Annotated in this window: 17 protein-coding genes and 1 riboswitch; of the genes, 11 read left to right on the top strand and 6 right to left on the bottom strand. The window is 48.7% G+C overall.

What is annotated here, in order from left to right:
- Positions 1-12: 12 nt before the first annotated feature.
- From ACS5WU_RS12760 to ACS5WU_RS12750, 3 genes are all read left to right on the top strand, one after another.
- Positions 13-165, top strand: a complete 153-nt coding sequence (locus ACS5WU_RS12760; RefSeq protein ID WP_156415066.1) for a hypothetical protein — start codon at positions 13-15, stop codon at positions 163-165.
- Positions 166-255: 90 nt separating this feature from the next.
- Positions 256-744, top strand: a complete 489-nt coding sequence (gene ybaK / locus ACS5WU_RS12755) for a Cys-tRNA(Pro) deacylase (protein ID WP_059108643.1) — start codon at positions 256-258, stop codon at positions 742-744.
- Between the two features lies 1 nt (position 745).
- Positions 746-1,195, top strand: a complete 450-nt coding sequence (locus ACS5WU_RS12750; RefSeq protein ID WP_046443904.1) for an aminoacyl-tRNA deacylase — start codon at positions 746-748, stop codon at positions 1,193-1,195.
- Between the two features lie 92 nt (positions 1,196-1,287).
- Here the strand turns inward: ACS5WU_RS12750 and ACS5WU_RS12745 are convergent, their stop codons facing one another.
- From ACS5WU_RS12745 to ACS5WU_RS12730, 4 genes are all read right to left on the bottom strand, one after another.
- Positions 1,288-1,638 (bottom strand): arsenate reductase family protein, encoded by a 351-nt coding sequence (locus ACS5WU_RS12745; RefSeq protein WP_046443905.1) that lies wholly within the window; start codon positions 1,636-1,638, stop codon positions 1,288-1,290.
- A 20-nt stretch (positions 1,639-1,658) separates the two neighbouring features.
- Positions 1,659-2,135: a YbaK/EbsC family protein gene (locus ACS5WU_RS12740; protein WP_302760040.1), complete on the bottom strand. Its 477-nt coding sequence runs from the start codon at positions 2,133-2,135 to the stop codon at positions 1,659-1,661.
- Between the two features lie 151 nt (positions 2,136-2,286).
- The gene (locus tag ACS5WU_RS12735) at positions 2,287-4,161 is read right to left on the bottom strand and encodes an ABC transporter ATP-binding protein (protein ID WP_302760041.1); all 1,875 of its coding nucleotides are present in this window, start codon (positions 4,159-4,161) and stop codon (positions 2,287-2,289) included.
- Positions 4,158-6,452: an ABC transporter ATP-binding protein gene (locus ACS5WU_RS12730; RefSeq protein WP_465089190.1), complete on the bottom strand. Its 2,295-nt coding sequence runs from the start codon at positions 6,450-6,452 to the stop codon at positions 4,158-4,160. Before ACS5WU_RS12730 ends, ACS5WU_RS12735 begins: the two co-directional genes overlap by 4 nt.
- 285 nt (positions 6,453-6,737) lie before the next feature.
- Between ACS5WU_RS12730 and ACS5WU_RS12725 the strand changes: the two genes are divergently transcribed.
- The 4 genes from ACS5WU_RS12725 to ACS5WU_RS12710 all read left to right on the top strand — a co-directional run bounded on the left by ACS5WU_RS12725 (position 6,738) and on the right by ACS5WU_RS12710 (position 11,448).
- A complete protein-coding gene (locus ACS5WU_RS12725) occupies positions 6,738-7,442 on the top strand; it encodes a TetR/AcrR family transcriptional regulator (RefSeq protein WP_059108638.1) in 705 nt (234 codons plus the stop codon).
- Positions 7,443-7,468: 26 nt separating this feature from the next.
- On the top strand, positions 7,469-8,254 hold the full coding sequence (locus tag ACS5WU_RS12720) for a 4Fe-4S binding protein (protein ID WP_302760044.1): 786 nt from the start codon (positions 7,469-7,471) through the stop codon (positions 8,252-8,254).
- A gap of 149 nt (positions 8,255-8,403) precedes the next feature.
- Positions 8,404-8,584, top strand: a riboswitch (cobalamin riboswitch).
- Between the two features lie 108 nt (positions 8,585-8,692).
- Complete coding sequence (locus ACS5WU_RS12715) at positions 8,693-10,792, top strand: ribonucleoside triphosphate reductase (protein WP_046443916.1); 2,100 nt, start codon at positions 8,693-8,695, stop codon at positions 10,790-10,792.
- Positions 10,789-11,448 carry an anaerobic ribonucleoside-triphosphate reductase activating protein gene (locus ACS5WU_RS12710; RefSeq protein WP_302760045.1) on the top strand — a complete coding sequence of 220 codons (660 nt, stop codon included), beginning with the start codon at positions 10,789-10,791 and terminating at the stop codon, positions 11,446-11,448. Before ACS5WU_RS12715 ends, ACS5WU_RS12710 begins: the two co-directional genes overlap by 4 nt.
- 119 nt (positions 11,449-11,567) lie before the next feature.
- Here the strand turns inward: ACS5WU_RS12710 and ACS5WU_RS12705 are convergent, their stop codons facing one another.
- The gene (locus ACS5WU_RS12705) at positions 11,568-12,023 is read right to left on the bottom strand and encodes a hypothetical protein (protein WP_046443919.1); all 456 of its coding nucleotides are present in this window, start codon (positions 12,021-12,023) and stop codon (positions 11,568-11,570) included.
- 81 nt (positions 12,024-12,104) lie between these two features.
- Entirely contained in the window at positions 12,105-12,428 is a 324-nt protein-coding gene (locus tag ACS5WU_RS12700) for a helix-turn-helix transcriptional regulator (protein WP_059108634.1), read from the bottom strand.
- Positions 12,429-12,684: 256 nt separating this feature from the next.
- Between ACS5WU_RS12700 and ACS5WU_RS12695 the strand changes: the two genes are divergently transcribed.
- The 4 genes from ACS5WU_RS12695 to ACS5WU_RS12680 all read left to right on the top strand — a co-directional run bounded on the left by ACS5WU_RS12695 (position 12,685) and on the right by ACS5WU_RS12680 (position 15,983).
- Entirely contained in the window at positions 12,685-12,939 is a 255-nt protein-coding gene (locus ACS5WU_RS12695; protein ID WP_302760046.1) for a hypothetical protein, read from the top strand.
- A 12-nt stretch (positions 12,940-12,951) separates the two neighbouring features.
- Complete coding sequence (locus tag ACS5WU_RS12690; protein WP_302760047.1) at positions 12,952-13,398, top strand: hypothetical protein; 447 nt, start codon at positions 12,952-12,954, stop codon at positions 13,396-13,398.
- A gap of 132 nt (positions 13,399-13,530) precedes the next feature.
- The gene (locus ACS5WU_RS12685; RefSeq protein WP_302760048.1) at positions 13,531-13,734 is read left to right on the top strand and encodes a hypothetical protein; all 204 of its coding nucleotides are present in this window, start codon (positions 13,531-13,533) and stop codon (positions 13,732-13,734) included.
- Between the two features lie 134 nt (positions 13,735-13,868).
- Positions 13,869-15,983: a hypothetical protein gene (locus ACS5WU_RS12680; RefSeq protein ID WP_302760049.1), complete on the top strand. Its 2,115-nt coding sequence runs from the start codon at positions 13,869-13,871 to the stop codon at positions 15,981-15,983.
- Positions 15,984-15,999 lie beyond the last annotated feature (16 nt).

The following is a 15,999-nucleotide window of genomic DNA, read 5'->3' as shown; positions in this document are numbered from 1 at the left end:
GAGGTAATGAAAATGAAAGCAATGGAAAAAGCAGGAAAAAAAGTTGATGAAGCAATGACAAAGGTAAAAGACAAAACAAAAGAAGCCGTGAGCAAAGCGTCTTCCAAAGTAAATCAGGCTTCGACAAAGGCAAACAACAAGGTTCAGCAAAAAACATCGAAATAATGAAACGACCAGAACCGTCCGGACAAAACACCGGACGGTTTTCTGTTGGAAAAAAAGAGGTTTTCCGGTATAATAAATACGGAGGGTTTTATGGCGAATGCAAAGACAAACGCAATGCGTATTTTAGACAGGGCGAACATAAAATACACTGCGCATTCCTATGAAACGGACGGGCTTGCCGTCCCGGGAACCGAGGTTGCGCAAAAGCTTGGAATTCCTGTGCGGAAGGTTTTTAAAACGTTGGTAACGCAGGGGGCGGACAGGCGCTATATCGTATTTGTGATTCCGGTGGCGTGTGAGCTTGACGTGAAAAAAGCGGCGCGCGCGGCAGGTGAAAAAAATGTGGAAATGATCCATGTGAAAGACATCAGTAAGGTGACGGGATACATCCGCGGAGGATGCTCGCCGGTGGGCATGAAAAAGCAATTCCATACGGTGATTGACGAATCGTGCCGTGCGCTTGATACGATGCTGGTAAGCGCCGGGAAGATCGGGCAGCAGGTGGAGCTTATGCCACAGGATTTGATTACCCTCATCGGCGCGGATGTGGCGGACATTGTAAAACAGGGGCAGAATTAGCATGATGAATTTGGAACAACTCAGAGAATATTTGACGGAAAGCAAGGCGGATTGCGAGATTATCGAGCATGAAAAACCAATTTTAAAGACAAAAGATGCGGCGGAGTATTTTGATCTGGAGCTATGCGCGCCTGTGTTTGTGATTGCAACGCAGCAGGGGCTTGTAGCGATGGTAATGAGCGCGCAGCGTACGGATATGGATGTAAGCAGCATCAAAACCGTGCTGGGTTATGATGTAAAAGGGCTTGCGGATCCAAAGGTGGTGAAGCAGGCGACAGGATACGAAGCGGGCAGAATTCCGCTGGTGGGGCATAACCTGCCCATTCTGTTTGACAAACAGCTGACCATACACGACTTTATTTATGGCGGGACGGGCGACGAATTCCATACGCTGAAAATAAGGCCGGAGGATGTGATCCGGCTAAACAATATGATTGATTTTATTGAATAGGAAACGTTGGATAAAGCCGGCTTTGGTAAAATCAGCAATGGATGTAAAGGAAAAAGCCTTTGGCGGAAAGACTGCCGCCAAAGGCTTTTTTATTATTTCAGTTTTTGTTCCCATTCCGCAGGGCGAAAGCCTGTAAGCACAAAGTCATCGCTTATGAGGATGGGGCGCTTTACCAGCATGCCGTCCGTTGCAAGAAGCGAGAATTGCTCGTCTTCGCTCATGGCAGGGAGCTTATCCTTCAGGTTAAGGCTTTTATATAAAAGCCCGCTTGTATTAAAGAATTTTTTCAGTGGAAGCCCGCTTTTTTCCTGCCAAAGCATGAGCTCCTCTTTTGTCGGATTTTGCAGTTTGATGTCGCGGTATTCATAGGAAATACCGTTTTCATCCAGCCATTTTTCAGCCTTTTTACAGGTCGTGCATTTTGGATAACATAATAGTAACATAAACTTGCTTCTCCTTTTTTCTATTCTTCTTGCCAGCCTTTACATACGTCGATCCAGTCCTGTGCGTTTGCATAACGAAACAGCTCGCCGCATGAAAGCTCGATTGCCGAATTACTGCTGCCACAGGCGGGAAACACCGTGTCAAAGCGTTGGAGCGAAACATCAAGAAACGTCCTTACGTCCTGCGGGTTGGCAAAAGGGCATACGCCGCCGATTTCATGGCCTGTCATCGGTTCAACCTCTTCTGCGGAAAGCATTTTTGCTTTGCAGGAAAACTGCGTGCGGTATTTGGGATTATCGATCTTTGCGTCGCCAGCTGTGACGATCAGGATACATGCGTCATTCACACGGAAGGAAAGCGTTTTTGCGATACGGGCGGGAATTACATTGAGCGCCTGAGCCGCAAGCTCTACGGTTGCGCTGGAGGTGCTGAATTCCATAATATCCTGTTGCCTGCCAAACTGTTTCAAATATTCCCTGACGGTGTCGATTGCCATACTGAACTCCTTCACGTTGTAGTCACGAGCATACTTTACAACAATTCAACGGAAAAGTCAAAACAGTAAAAGGGAGGAAATATATGGACTAAATAACAAAGAACAGCCATAAGTGGCCGTTCTTTGTTTTCAGTATTTTGTTTTAGATTTTTCAGGATTGGGACTGCAATGCAGCTGCCGGAGCAGCAAACTGGCTGTTATAGAGCTCGGCATAGAAGCCGCCCCGCTCAAGAAGCTCATTATGCGTGCCCTGCTCGATGATATCCCCGTCCTTCATAACGAGGATGAGATCCGCGTCCTTGATGGTGGACAGGCGGTGCGCGATCACAAAGCTGGTACGATCTTTCATAAGGGCGTCCATAGCCTTTTGAATGAGGCTTTCCGTACGCGTATCGACTGAGCTTGTGGCTTCGTCAAGAATCAGCATATCCGGATCCGCCAGAATCGCCCGCGCGATTGTAAGCAGCTGCTTCTGGCCCTGCGAGATATTGGTAGCGTCTTCGTTGAGCACCATTTCATAGCCGTGGGGCAGCGCTTTGATGAAGTGGTCGGCATAGGCCGCCTTCGCCGCGGCGATGACCTCCTCGTCTGTTGCGTCCATACGCCCGTAGCGGATGTTTTCCATGATCGTATCGTTATACAGCCAAGTGTCCTGCAGCACCATACCAAAGTGCCTGCGCAGGTCTGCCCGCGTGAAATCCGTAGTGGCGTGGCCGTCGATCAGGATTTTGCCGCTGTTGAGGTCGTAAAAACGCATCAGCAGTTTGATCATAGTGGTTTTGCCCGCGCCGGTTGGGCCGACGATAGCAATTTTTTGACCAGGCTTGATCTTTGCGGAAAAATCGTTGATGATAATTTTATCCGGGTTATAGCCAAAGTGGACGTCTTCAAATTCCACGTTGCCGTCAACCTTGTCAAGCTTGATCGGATTTGGGGTGTCTGGAGATTCCTCTTCTTCATTGAGGAATTCAAACACGCGCTCGGAAGCCGCCGCCGTTTGCTGCAGGACATTGGAGATATTTGCAAGCTGAGAGAGCGGCATAGTAAAGCTGCGGACATACTGTACAAACGACTGGATGTTACCAACCGTAATAGAGCCCGTCGCCGCCAGATAACCGCCAAGCACGCATACTGCGACATAACCGAGGTTGCCGATGAAGGACATGATGGGCTGCATCATGCCTGACATAAAGTTTGCCTTCCACGCGGCGCTATACAGCTTTTCGTTTTCGCCGTTAAATACCTCGATGCTCTCCTCTTCGCCGTTATAGGCGGAGATGACGTTGTGGCCGGCAAACATTTCCTCAACATGCCCGTTTACAGTTCCAAGATAGCGTTGCTGCTGCTTGAAGAATTTCTGTGATTTTTTAACCACCAGCATGATCAGCACCAAAGAGACAGGTATGATGATCAGCACGACGAGCGTCATCAACCAGTTGATGGTAAACATCATGACGAGCACGCCGATGACCATCGTTACGGAGGTAATGATTTGCGACAGGCTCTGGTTGAGCGTCTGGCTGATGGTGTCTACATCGTTTGTAACGCGCGACAGGATATCCCCGTGGCTTGTTTTGTCAAAATACGAAAGGGGCAGTGTGTTGACCTTTTCGCTGATGTCCTTACGCAGACGGTAGGTGACCTTCATGGATACGCCGGTCATGATATATCCCTGAATGTATCCGAACAGGGCCGAAATACCGTACAGGATCACAAGGGTGATCAGGATCTGGCTGATCTTCAGGAAATCCACGCCCTGTCCGGTGCCGCCGATTTGGCCCATAACCCCTTCAAAGAGAACGGTGGTCGCGTTACCCATGAGTTTCGGGCCGATGATTGAGAAGATCGTTGAAGCGACCGCAAAGATGACAACGATGATGACCGCGATCTTGTATTTTCCAATGTATTTGAGCAGGCGGCCTATCGAGCCTTTAAAATCTTTGGCTTTCGCGCCTGCCATTGCGATCTGCGGCCCGCCGGGGCCTCCTCCTTGCCTTACGGGAGGTCTTTTTGTTTCATTGCTCATTGTAATTCCTCCTCTGAAAGCTGGGAGAGTGCAATCTCGCGATATGCTTCGCAGGTTTGCATGAGTTCCCTGTGCGTGCCCTTGCCGACGATCTTTCCTTCATCGAGAACGATGATCTGCTGCGCGTCCATAATGGTACCGACGCGCTGGGCAATAATCAGCACAGTCTTATCCTTCGTTTGTTCCTTGATCGCTTCTCGCAGCGTCGCGTCCGTCTTGAAATCGAGCGCTGAGAAGCTGTCGTCAAATACGTAGATGTTTGGATCCTTGACAAGCGCGCGTGCAATGGACAAGCGCTGTTTTTGACCGCCTGACACGTTTGCGCCGCCCTGCGAAATACTTGCGTCAAGACCTTTGGGATTCTTACTGATGAATTCCATTGCCTGCGCTTCTTCCGCCGCTTTTTCCATTTGCGCGTCCGTAGCCTCCTCGTCGCCGAGACGGAGATTGGACGCGATGGTACCGGAAAACAGCACTGATTTTTGCGGAACGTAGCCGACCTGCTCGCGCAGATCGTGCCTTGTGACGTCGCGTACGTCGATTCCGTCGATGGTGACGCTTCCGCAGGAAACGTCATAAAAACGCGGAATGAGGTTTGCGACCGTAGATTTGCCTGAGCCGGTGGAGCCGATAAAGGCAGTGGTCTCACCGGGTTTTGCGGTGAAGTTGATATCCGTCAGGACATTATCCTCCGCGCCGGGATAGGCAAAACATACGTCCTTGAATTCAAGCAGGCCCTTGGGATCCGTAAAGTGCTTTGGATCTTTGGGATCGTGAATCTGCGGCTCCGTATCGATTACATCTGCAATACGGTGTGCCGAAACAGAAGCACGGGGGAGCATGATGAACATCATGGACATCATGAGGAAGGCCATAACAATCTGCATTGCGTATTGCATGAACGCCATCATATCGCCGACCTGCATGGACGAGGCTGCGATCTGGTTCGCGCCCACCCAAATGATGAGGATGGAAACCCCGTTCATAATAAGCGTCATAATCGGGTACAACCAGATCATGACACGACCGACGAACAGCGAAGTTTTTGTAAGGTCTTCATTTGCCTTGTCAAAACGGTCGAGCTCAAAATTTTGCGTATTGAACGCCCGGATGACCATGAGGCCTGAAAGGTTTTCGCGCATGACCAGGTTCAGGCGGTCAACAAGGGACTGCATCTTTTTGAACTTGGGCATGACGACTGCAAAGATCGTACCGATGAAACCAAGCAAAACAACCACTGCAAGCGCAATAATCCACGACATGGATACGCTTTTGTTGAGTGCCATAATGACGCCGCCTACACCCATGATAGGCGCATAGATAACCATACGGATCATCATGATGACGACCATTTGTATTTGGGTGATATCGTTGGTACTCCGCGTGATCAGCGACGCAGTCGAAAATTTATCGAACTCTACATTGGAGAAGTTCTCTACCTTGGTGAAGGTCTTTTGACGCAGGTCGCGGGCAAGCCCCGCACCGATCCTCGCGGCAAAAAAACCGACCACGACCGTGCAGGCCGCAGAGCCAAGCGCCAGCATCAACATAGAAAAGCCGTTGTTCCAGATGTAATCCTGCTGGACCTTGGTGGTGTCCACTCCAAGCGCCTGATATTCCTGTGTGACCGCGGGAATGGCCATCTGCGTGAGCATACTGGCATCCATTCCTCCGATTTTTTCTTTAAGCAATTCGTTCAGGCTTTCATATACCGCCGCGGAATCCGGATAGGAGCTGAGTGCCGTAAAGAAGTCCTCTCCCTGTGCCTGCTGTGTATAATAACCCAGAAACTGCAGCAATGCAGGCGGAATCTCGGCGGTTTTCTCGCTGCCGTCTTCGTTGACCTGTTTATCGAGGGCAATGCTGGACGAGCCGCTTTGCTCCGCGCTCATTACCTGCTCGATTGCGCTGACGGATGCGAATGCTTTTGAAAAAGCAGAGTTAAGCGCCTCCGTTCCTCCTTCATTCATATCTGTCCTGACATAGACAGCTTCGTTTGCAAGGGCCGGATAGGATTTCAAATAAGTATCATAGTCGGCGCTTGATTGGTTTATGAGCGTGTAGCTTTCCTGCACCGTTTTTTGCTGCTGCTCATCCATAAAGGGAAGCAGCGAGTTCATTGTATTTTCACTGACTGCCGATGGAATGGCGTTTTCGATACCGCCTTGCTGAATGCCGGTGTCTACGATCTTGGACATATAATTTGGCAATGACAGATCGCAGAACGCCTGCCCGAAAAGCAGCACGATAGCAGCGAGTATGAGCGCGGCGTAGGGCTTTAAGTATTTCATTATGCGCATCATAAAGCGTTTTTCTTCCTTTCTTACAGAGTGGCTTTTGCCTTGATTGAAACTTCCGTGGACTTATGATACCGCGGTTGCATAATAATGTCAATAAGATTGTTAAAAATATTGACGCAGTTGCATTTATATGTTAATCTCGTTTTAGATTATGATTGCAGTTTCTCAAATGGATGTGTAAACAACATTTGCAGGGAGCTGCTATGCAGCAAACATTTTCATGCGTAGGATGTGCGCTGTGATTTGTTAATATGCTGCAAGAAAGAAGTAATAGAAATGGCGGGCAGGGACACTAAAACAAGAATTAAGGAAATCGGGCTGAATCTATTTCAGGAACGTGGCTTTGAAAATGTAACCATCAATGAGATATGTGAGCAAAGCGGCGTAAACAAGCATACCTTTTACTACTATTTTAAATCCAAGGACGAGCTCCTGAAAGACTTCTATGAGTTGCCGTACGATATTGGGACGGAATACTTTGTTCAAATACTGAACGCTGAAAATTATGTAGAGCAACTCCTGCTTTCTTATAACCCGTTTTTGGAGCATATAAGCGAATCCGGGACAGAAATTGCCCGGCAGCTCTTTATCAAAAACCTTAATTGCGATGTGGGAACATTCCGCATCAATGAAAAACGCGGGGCAATGATGCAAATGCAGTGCGATATTATCGGCAAGGGGCAGAAGGCGGGCGAGATCAGGAACAGCTCCGACGCGCAGATGCTGTGTGCGCTTGTGCACCAGACGTTTATGAGTACGTCGTTTGCGTGGGTGATGTCGGACGGAAGCTTTGATTTCGCAAAGGTGATTCGCACGGAGGTCGAGGTTTTGCTGGATGTGAAACCGGAGCTGAGAAAAGGCGATAAGATTGACATTGGCGCGATATGGAAGAATATAAAGGGTTCGGACCGCAGAAAGCGGCATATGGAAGCGAGGGAAAAGCACGCGCGGCACAGGCGGGAACGTGAAACCGATCAATAGACAATAAGATGGAGGAGATGGTGGGAATGACTGCAAAAAAAGTAACTGCAATTTATTTCAGTCCAACGAAGGGAACACGCGAATATGTGTGCGCGATTGCCAAAGAGCTGGATGCGGAATATACAGAGATCAACCTTACTGACAGGGAAGAACGAGCGCAGGAACATTTTTTTGGACCGGATGAGCTTGTTGTGATCGGCGCACCCGTATATTATGGAAGGATACCGCAGGTGCGGGGCGGATTATTTGGAAAGCTGCATGGCGAGAATACGCCCGCTCTATTTGTGGTAAGCTATGGAAACCGCGCGTTTGAGGACGCTCTTTTGGAGCTATCCGACTACTGCGCGAGGCAGGGCTTTTTTGGCGTAGGAGCCGGAGCGTTTATTGCGCCGCATACTTTTTCCGCAAGAATTGGCGAAGGACGACCTGACGAAAAGGACAGGAAGGCTGTGGCGTGTCTTGCAGAGAAAACGAAGGAATGCCTTGAAAGTGGAAAAACAGCCGCACTGGGGCTTCCGGGGAACAGGCCGTACAGGGAGTTCCAGACGGTTCCTTTCGCGCCGAAGGGCGCAAAAGCCTGCAATCAATGCGGGGTGTGCGTACGGATATGTCCGGCGGGAGCGATTTCAAAGGACAATCCGAGAAATACGGACAAGGCGAGCTGCATCCGCTGTCTGGCGTGTGTGAAGGAATGCCCGCAAAAGGCGAGGAGCGTTGGGGGACCGGTTTTTGCCGTTGCGGTGAAGCAACTGGAGGGAAAGCTGATGAAAATACGCCGGGAGCCGGAGCTGTTTTTTGCAGAGAAAGATTAAAATTAATTAAATTTTTTTGGGAAAAAACCAGTTGACAGGCAGGAAACCGCTTTACGGGGCGGTTTCTTTTATTTAAGGGAAAAACATGCGGTATTGACATTTGTATGGAATGGCAATACAATATCTATGTATTAATGAAATGAAAAAGCACAGTATATTGTGTTACAGGTATCCCGAATCGGGGTATAAAAGGGAAGACGGGTGCAAATCCCGCGCGGTCCCGCCGCTGTAAGGGCGAAGCAGGGTACAAAGCCACTGAATGATATTCGGGAAGGCGTACACTGCGTCTGACGCCCAAGCCAGAAGACCTGCCTGTAAACTTCAGTACGCTGCCACGGAGTATGGCAAAAGCGGAATAGGCGCGTCCTTTCCGGGCGCTTTTCTTTTCGGTTTTCCAGATTATGATATGAATAAACGAAACGGACAGGAGAAAGAAAGATGATTACGCAAATCAGGAAGAGAAACGGAAGCACGGAACAGTTCCAGCAGGAAAAAATCACATGGGCTATTTTTAAGGCGGTCACTGCGGTGGGCGGCGATGATTTTGACACGGCACAGAAAATTTCGAACGAGGTGGTGGACATCGCGAATCTCCAGCTCAAGGCGGATGAGGCGGATGTAGAGCAGATACAGGATATTGTGGAAAAGGTGCTGATCGAGCGGGGACACGCAAAGACGGCAAAGGCATATATCCTTTACAGGGAAAAGAGGCGTGCCGCAAGAGAATCCAACGCTTTGATCGGCGCGACAATCGATATGTTCTCGGACTATCTGGACGACAAAGACTGGCAGATCAAGGAAAACGCAAACACACAAAAATCGATTAATGGAATGAACAACTATGTGCGCGAGACGTTTACAAAGCAGTACTGGCTGCACGAGGTATATCCGCAGGAGGTGCGTGAGGCGCACGTAGGAGGGGATTTCCACATTCATGACCTTGGATTTTTTGGGCCGTATTGTGCGGGCTGGGACCTGCGCCAGCTGCTTATGGACGGGTTTGGCGGCGTTCCGGGAAAGGTGGAGTCCTCCCCGGCGAAGCATTTGCGTTCCTTTTTGGGACAGGTTGTGAATTCGACCTTTACAACGCAGGGTGAAACGGCGGGCGCGCAGGCATGGTCTTCCATCGACACCTACTGCGCTCCGTTTATCCGCTATGATAATATGACGTTTGACGCTGTAAAACAGGCATTGCAGGAATTTATTTTTAATATCAACGTACCCACGCGCGTGGGGTTCCAGTGTCCGTTCTCCAACCTGACGTTTGACATCGTTTGCCCGCGTACCCTCAAGGACGAGGCGGTAATTTGCGGCGGCAAGGTTATGAACGAAAGCTATGGCGAATTCCAGAAGGAAATGGATATTTTCAATCAGGCGTTTTGCGAAGTGATGCTGGAGGGCGACGCGCATGGACGCGTATTTACCTTCCCGATTCCCACGATCAACGTGACAAACGATTTTGACTGGGACAGCCCTGTGGTGAACCGTTTTATGGAGATTACGTGTAAATATGGTATTCCGTATTTTTCAAACTATATTAATTCAGACCTGAATCCGGAAGATGCGCTCTCAATGTGCTGCCGTCTGCGTCTGGACACAAAAGAGCTGAGGAAACGCGGCGGCGGACTTTTTGGAAGCAATCCGATGACAGGATCGATTGGCGTGGTGACGATTAACCTTCCAAGAATCGGCTATCTGTCCAAATCGGAAGGGGAATTCCGCGCGCGTTTGTGGAAGCTTGTAATGATGGCGAAAAACAGCCTCGAAATAAAGCGTAAAATTATCGAGGACCAGACGGAGAAGGGACTATACCCATTCTCGGCGCATTACCTGCGTAATATCAAGATGCGGACAAACCAATACTGGTTTAATCATTTTAATACGATCGGCGTGCTGGGCATGAACGAGGCGCTGAAAAATTTCTTTGGCGACGGAACAGACCTGACGACGGAAAAGGGGCAGGAATTTGCCGTTTCTATTATGAATTATATGCGCGATTTGATGACGGGAATCCAAGAGGAGACAGGACACTTCTACAATCTGGAGGCGACGCCTGCCGAGGGAACAAGCTACAGGCTTGCAGAGCTTGACAGGAAAAAATATCCTGAGATTATTTGTGCGGGCGACGACAAGGTGCCGTATTACACAAATTCGACACAGCTCCCGGTTGGTTTTACAGACGATATTTTTGAGACGATGGATTTGCAGGACGAATTGCAAAGCCTTTACACGGGCGGCACTGTTTTGCATCTGTACCTTGGGGAGAGGATATCTGACGTGGAGGTGGCCAAGCGGCTGATTCGCAAGGTGTTTACCAACTATAAGCTGCCGTATATCTCACTGACGCCTACCTTTTCGATTTGCCAGGAGCACGGTTATCTGGACGGCGAGCAATTTACCTGCCCGCAGTGTGGGAGCGACACAGAGGTGTGGAGCCGCGTAGTGGGATATTTACGCCCGGTACAGAACTTCCACAAGGGCAAGAAGACAGAGTATGACGAGCGCGTGAAATATACGATCAAGGAGAATTCTATTTGAACATTGCAGGGCTTTTGAAAACGGCAACGATCGATTTTCCGCACAGGCTGGCGGCAGTCGTTTTTACTGCCGGATGCAACTATGACTGCGGGTTTTGCCATAATCGCGAGCTCCTTACGACAAAAGAACTGATGGATGAAAAAGAGGTGTGGCGCTTTTTGGAAAAGAGGGCCGGGCTGCTGGACGGAATCGTGATATCCGGCGGCGAACCCACATTGCAGGAAGATTTGCCGGAATTCGCGCAGCGCCTGAAGGAGCTGGGATACGACGTGAAGCTGGACACGAACGGCAGCGCGCCACAGGTAGTGGAGGAAATGCTCCGGCGTGGATGCGTCGACTATGTGGCGATGGATTACAAAGCGCCGTTTGAACTGTATACGCAGGTATGCGGGCATGACGCGTCCGGAGTGGAGCAGACACTGGAGCTTCTGCGGGGCGCGACGGTAGAATGGGAGCTTCGCACAACGGTGATTCCAGAGCTATCGGAAAAAGACCTTTTGCGTATGGCGCAGGGGGTGGAAGAGCTTCCCGCTTATGCGTTGCAGCTATACCGCCCGGTGCGCGTGGAACGTAAAAAAGTATACTCTGCACAGGATATTGTGAATTTTGCGGAAAAACTCAGGCAATACCAGAAAAACATCTTCCCCAGATGTTAAAAAAAGCCGTTTCCAGAAAGACTGGAAACGGCTTTTTTGATGTGGGAAATTATGGTATAAATTGCATATACAAGTGACTAATCGTATATTTTGCATAACCTGTTTTATGTTAAGTCGCTTTAAAAGATATCTATATTCAGAGGATCAAAACGGATCAGGCAACCGTCCTTGATGCAATAATTGCCGTAGATATTGGAAAAAACGGATAAACCGCGCAGGAAAAAGGGTTGGTCTATTTCAAGGAAATCACAAAATTCCTCATAAGTGCGAAGGCCCATCCGATAGCCCTGGAGAAGCTTTTCTACCGGCATGACTTTGAGCGTGGCCCAACGGTCAGCAACATATTCATATTTATTCTGGATATGCTTTTCGGCATGCAAAAGATTGATCACACATGTATTTTGGTGACCGAGCTCGTGGGCTTTGACCGCGTTTTTCTGCGCGGTATTATCGAGACTACTATTGAGCAAAATAGTCTTTCCGACCGTGAGTGCGTTGATGTCCGCGCGGAAGGGATAGGTTTCGAGCTTGATGCCGTTTTTGCGAATTTCTTCATCTAAAATATCGTCTAACATTTTCGTCCTCACCTCTTTGCTTTTATTATAGCAGGCAGGTGTGTCGAATTATGTCGAACGATGAAGCTTTGGAAAAAATTTTTAATTCGTTTCCCGGCGCTTATTATAGATCGCAATAATTTGCTCGATTTCAATGCGTTCTTCCTCGGTGAGCTGATCGTAACCCTTTGGAGCGGAAAGCGCGACAAGGGTTTCCTCGCCTGAAGGAGAAGGTTCGTCCGTCAGGCACAGGATGTAATCTACAGATACGCCGAAGATTTCCGACATCTTTTTGAGCGCTTTGATATCAGGCTCGTAATTTTCATTTTCCCAGCCGGAAAGCGCACCCTGCGTAACGCCGAGCTGCTTGCACAGGTCGGTTTGCTTCAAGCCTTTTTGGTTTCTTAATTCTTTGATTCGATTCATAGGGGAAATAACCTCGAAATATTAACTTTATTAATATTCTAACGAAAAATGTCGGTTTTTTCAATGAAATAAATATTAGAAAAACTAATATAATCTATTGACATAATCAACACCGCGTGCTAATATTAGCTTAACTAATATTGAGTTTGCTAATATATTGGCTCGTAAAACAAATAAGGATACCGGTAATGGCAAATGCAGAGCATTGCCGAATGAGAAATGTAAAGAAATTTTGGAAAAGGAGTGGAAAAGGAAGATGAGAGGACGGATTACAGACCCGCCGTATATCAGTAATTGTATGGCGACAGGAGAAGAATACCCCGGGCGGTACCGGCCGCGGCTTGAAGAAATAGAGGAGCGCATGTATCTTTTGGAGGACGAGCGGCGCGACGTGGAGGACCTCGAGTGCCTGAGCGTGGACCTGAAAGAGGATGTGCTCGATTACTACGATGTTGAAATAAGAGCGTGCGAGCGGGAAATTGCATATCATGAAAACAGGTTTTGCAGGTAAAAGGAGAGAAAAATGGAAAAGGTGGAGCGCCTGTTATACAGGTTTGGAAATTTGAAAAAACAGATCAAAGAATGTAAGGATGAAATAAAAGAGCTGTTTGCTGAAAAATATTCCTGCATGGAGGGGCTGCTGCGCGTATCTGTGCCGGACAGCGAACGCGTAAAAGCAGAAAAAAAGGATGATCCTGTTTATTGTGTTGTACAGAAGATGGTGGACGTTTTCGACGACAGGATAACGCGGAAATCGGAACAGTTGAGGGATTTATGCTTTGATTTTGACGAGATCAAGCGGAAGGTGGACGAAGCGGGGCTTTCGGAGGTTGAATGCGAATATTTGAGGCTGCGGTATATCGACAGGCTGAGCGTGGCCTGGATTGCCGATAAACAGGGGTATTCGGAACGGCAGACGCAGCGTATCCGTAAAAATCTGCTGAAGAAGCTTGCCGGGGGCGTGGCGTGAACGTGTCGCAGCTACGGCGCGCAAAGTCGGCTGATGCGTGATAGACTGGTATTATGAAGAAAATGCGGGGATATAACTGGGAAGAGCCCGGAAAACAGGGCTCTTTTTTATTGAAAAAAAGGAGGTAGCAATATGGAAGTATTCATTGTAGTGGGGATGATTGCAGCATTTTTTGCAGGGGCTTATGTGAGGCAGCCGTTTTGCATCGAAAAAAGAACGCGGGATGCGATTCCGGAAAAGCCTGCACAGATCGATAAAAAGGACAGGCAGACAGAACAGCTGAATAACCTGATGAATTACAACGGAAGGAAACAACATCCGGAAGAGGAAGAATAAGAAAGCGGATAGCAAACAGGGATTTGGGCCGTTAGGCGGAAAAGCATGGGGAAATATGGTTTGGCGGCAAGGAACAGGGCAAGAAGAAGGAACCGAGAGTTTAAAAAAAGAGACAGGGAGGATGGGCCTGAAAAATGAGAATCAAAAAAGAAGCAAGTGAAATTTGGAAGGAATACGAAAGAGGAATCTCTTATAATACAGGGATCAACTTATATGACAACGTAGAGCGGAACAACAATTTTTTCAATGATAAACAGTGGGAGGGCGTGAACGCACCGGATCTTGATAAGCCGGTATTCAATTTTTTGAAGCCGGTGGTAAACTATTATACGGCAATGCTGATTTCGGATGATATCGCGACCAATGTGGAGTTGGCGAACCGGCCAGGCAATGGGGACGGGCAGAAAAAAAGGGGAAAAAAAGGAGCGCAGGCAGATGGGAAAAACGACCAGAAGGCATTGCGGGAGCAGCCTGTCGGCGGTTCGACTGATTTGCAGGCGGGAACGATTGGGGAACCCAGTCTGGATGAAAAAATTCCAAAAATTATCGCGCAGGAAGTGGATAACATCATCGAACGCTCTAATATGAAGTTTAAAAACAGGAAAATGATACGCAACTGCGCGGTGGACGGCGACGGGTGCTTTTATATCTGGTTTGACCCGGACGCTGAAACAGGCTTTGACTATAAGGGCGAAATTAAGGTAGACCTTGTGGACAACACAAACGTATTGTTTGGCAACCCATCTGAGGGTGAAGTGCAGGAGCAGCCGTATGTACTGATTGCTTACCGCAGGCTGACGGAAGAAGTGAAGGACGAGGCCCGCATGAACGGGATGAACCCGGACGAGGTGGTAGCGGATAATGAGAGCTACTATGTGAACACAGAAAAAGACAGGGACAACGACTATACGACGGTAGTCCTGAAAATGTGGAAAGAAAAAGGAACCGTACATATTATCAAGTGCACGAGGAATGCGGTGATCAAAAGAGAAGCTGATACGGAATACAAGCTGTATCCGTTGGCATGGCTGAGCTGGGAGACCATGAAAAATTGCTATCATGGGATTTCACCGCTGACAGGAAAGATACAAAACCAGATATTTGTCAACAAGCTTTATGCCATGGCGATGATGTATACGACGAAGATGGCGTTTCCCAAGATGCTTTATGACCGTACCAAGATAGCGGCGTGGGACAACCGGATCGGGAAGGCGATCGGCGTGGCGGGGAATCCGAACGAGGCGCTGTTTGCGAACTTCCAGTCTGCCGATATGAGCAACAATGTGATGAACATGGTGCAGTCTACCATCACGCAGACCAAAGAAATGATGGGAGCGTCGGACGCGGCTCTTGGAAATGTGAAGCCGGACAACACATCGGCAATTATTGCCGTGCAAAAGGCGGCGGGTATGCCGCTCGATATCCAAAGGATGGATTTTTACAATTTTGTGGAAAGCTGCGTTCGCATCTTTATCGAGATGATGCGCGTCGATTACGGAACGCGTTGCGTTACGCTGACGGACAATGAGGGAAATGTGACAAAGGAGGAATTTGATTTCGGCCTGCTGAAAAATTATGCGCTGAATTTGAAAATCGATATTGGGCAGGGCTCCTATTGGTCTGAGTTGATGCAGGTTCAGACGCTTGACAGTATGATGAAAAACAAGATTATACCGGATGCGTTAACGTATCTGGAGGCTGTGCCGGAGGGGTATATCAAGAATAAGAATAAGATCGTTGAAAGTATACGGCAGGCGCAGGGCGCAGCAGGGGGAATGATGGGCGCCGGGATGGATGGAATGCCGGAAATGCCTGGAGGACAGGCGATGGGAGCGCCGCCCTTCGCATCCGGCGTGCAGGGAGAAGGCGCAATGCCGAATCCCGCAGACATGAGTGACGAAGAGTTGCAGGCATTCATTGCCGACATGAAGGGGCAGATGGGAGATACAGAAGAAGGAACTGGAGAAAGCCCGGATGTAAAAGGCATGAGCGATGAGGAATTACAGGAATTTATCCGGGAGAACAAAGCACGGATGGATATGGGGACTGACGGGGCGACGGAGGCTGAGGAAGCGGACGGCCCACCGGACGGTAGTTTTTCTGCGGAAGAGCTGATGAAAATTCTGGAGGAACTGAAAACGCTTAAACCGCAGGCGGTAATCGAGGCAGTAGAAAAGCTGGAGACGACCGAGGAACAGAAAATGTGGCTGGTCAGCGAGCTGGAACGGCAAAGCGGAAAAATGAAATAACGAAACGGGCATACAA

The sequence above is a fragment of the Christensenella sp. KGMB01412 genome, assembly GCF_055522415.1.
Note: the sequence above shows the minus strand (reverse complement) of the source record. Positions and strands in the feature narration are given on the sequence as shown.

What these genes read in the sequence shown, in the direction of transcription:
- ACS5WU_RS12715 (WP_046443916.1), top strand. Translation starts at nt 8,693, where the DNA reads ATGATTACGCAAATCAGGAAGAGAAACGGAAGCACGGAACAGTTCCAG.
- ybaK (WP_059108643.1), top strand. Translation starts at nt 256, where the DNA reads ATGGCGAATGCAAAGACAAACGCAATGCGTATTTTAGACAGGGCGAAC.
- ACS5WU_RS12720 (WP_302760044.1), top strand. Translation starts at nt 7,469, where the DNA reads ATGACTGCAAAAAAAGTAACTGCAATTTATTTCAGTCCAACGAAGGGA.
- ACS5WU_RS12730 (WP_465089190.1), bottom strand. Translation starts at nt 6,452, where the DNA reads ATGAAATACTTAAAGCCCTACGCCGCGCTCATACTCGCTGCTATCGTG.
- ACS5WU_RS12725 (WP_059108638.1), top strand. Translation starts at nt 6,738, where the DNA reads ATGGCGGGCAGGGACACTAAAACAAGAATTAAGGAAATCGGGCTGAAT.
- ACS5WU_RS12750 (WP_046443904.1), top strand. Translation starts at nt 746, where the DNA reads ATGATGAATTTGGAACAACTCAGAGAATATTTGACGGAAAGCAAGGCG.
- ACS5WU_RS12685 (WP_302760048.1), top strand. Translation starts at nt 13,531, where the DNA reads ATGGAAGTATTCATTGTAGTGGGGATGATTGCAGCATTTTTTGCAGGG.
- ACS5WU_RS12745 (WP_046443905.1), bottom strand. Translation starts at nt 1,638, where the DNA reads ATGTTACTATTATGTTATCCAAAATGCACGACCTGTAAAAAGGCTGAA.
- ACS5WU_RS12740 (WP_302760040.1), bottom strand. Translation starts at nt 2,135, where the DNA reads ATGGCAATCGACACCGTCAGGGAATATTTGAAACAGTTTGGCAGGCAA.
- ACS5WU_RS12760 (WP_156415066.1), top strand. Translation starts at nt 13, where the DNA reads ATGAAAGCAATGGAAAAAGCAGGAAAAAAAGTTGATGAAGCAATGACA.
- ACS5WU_RS12735 (WP_302760041.1), bottom strand. Translation starts at nt 4,161, where the DNA reads ATGAGCAATGAAACAAAAAGACCTCCCGTAAGGCAAGGAGGAGGCCCC.
- ACS5WU_RS12700 (WP_059108634.1), bottom strand. Translation starts at nt 12,428, where the DNA reads ATGAATCGAATCAAAGAATTAAGAAACCAAAAAGGCTTGAAGCAAACC.
- ACS5WU_RS12680 (WP_302760049.1), top strand. Translation starts at nt 13,869, where the DNA reads ATGAGAATCAAAAAAGAAGCAAGTGAAATTTGGAAGGAATACGAAAGA.
- ACS5WU_RS12695 (WP_302760046.1), top strand. Translation starts at nt 12,685, where the DNA reads ATGAGAGGACGGATTACAGACCCGCCGTATATCAGTAATTGTATGGCG.
- ACS5WU_RS12705 (WP_046443919.1), bottom strand. Translation starts at nt 12,023, where the DNA reads ATGTTAGACGATATTTTAGATGAAGAAATTCGCAAAAACGGCATCAAG.
- ACS5WU_RS12690 (WP_302760047.1), top strand. Translation starts at nt 12,952, where the DNA reads ATGGAAAAGGTGGAGCGCCTGTTATACAGGTTTGGAAATTTGAAAAAA.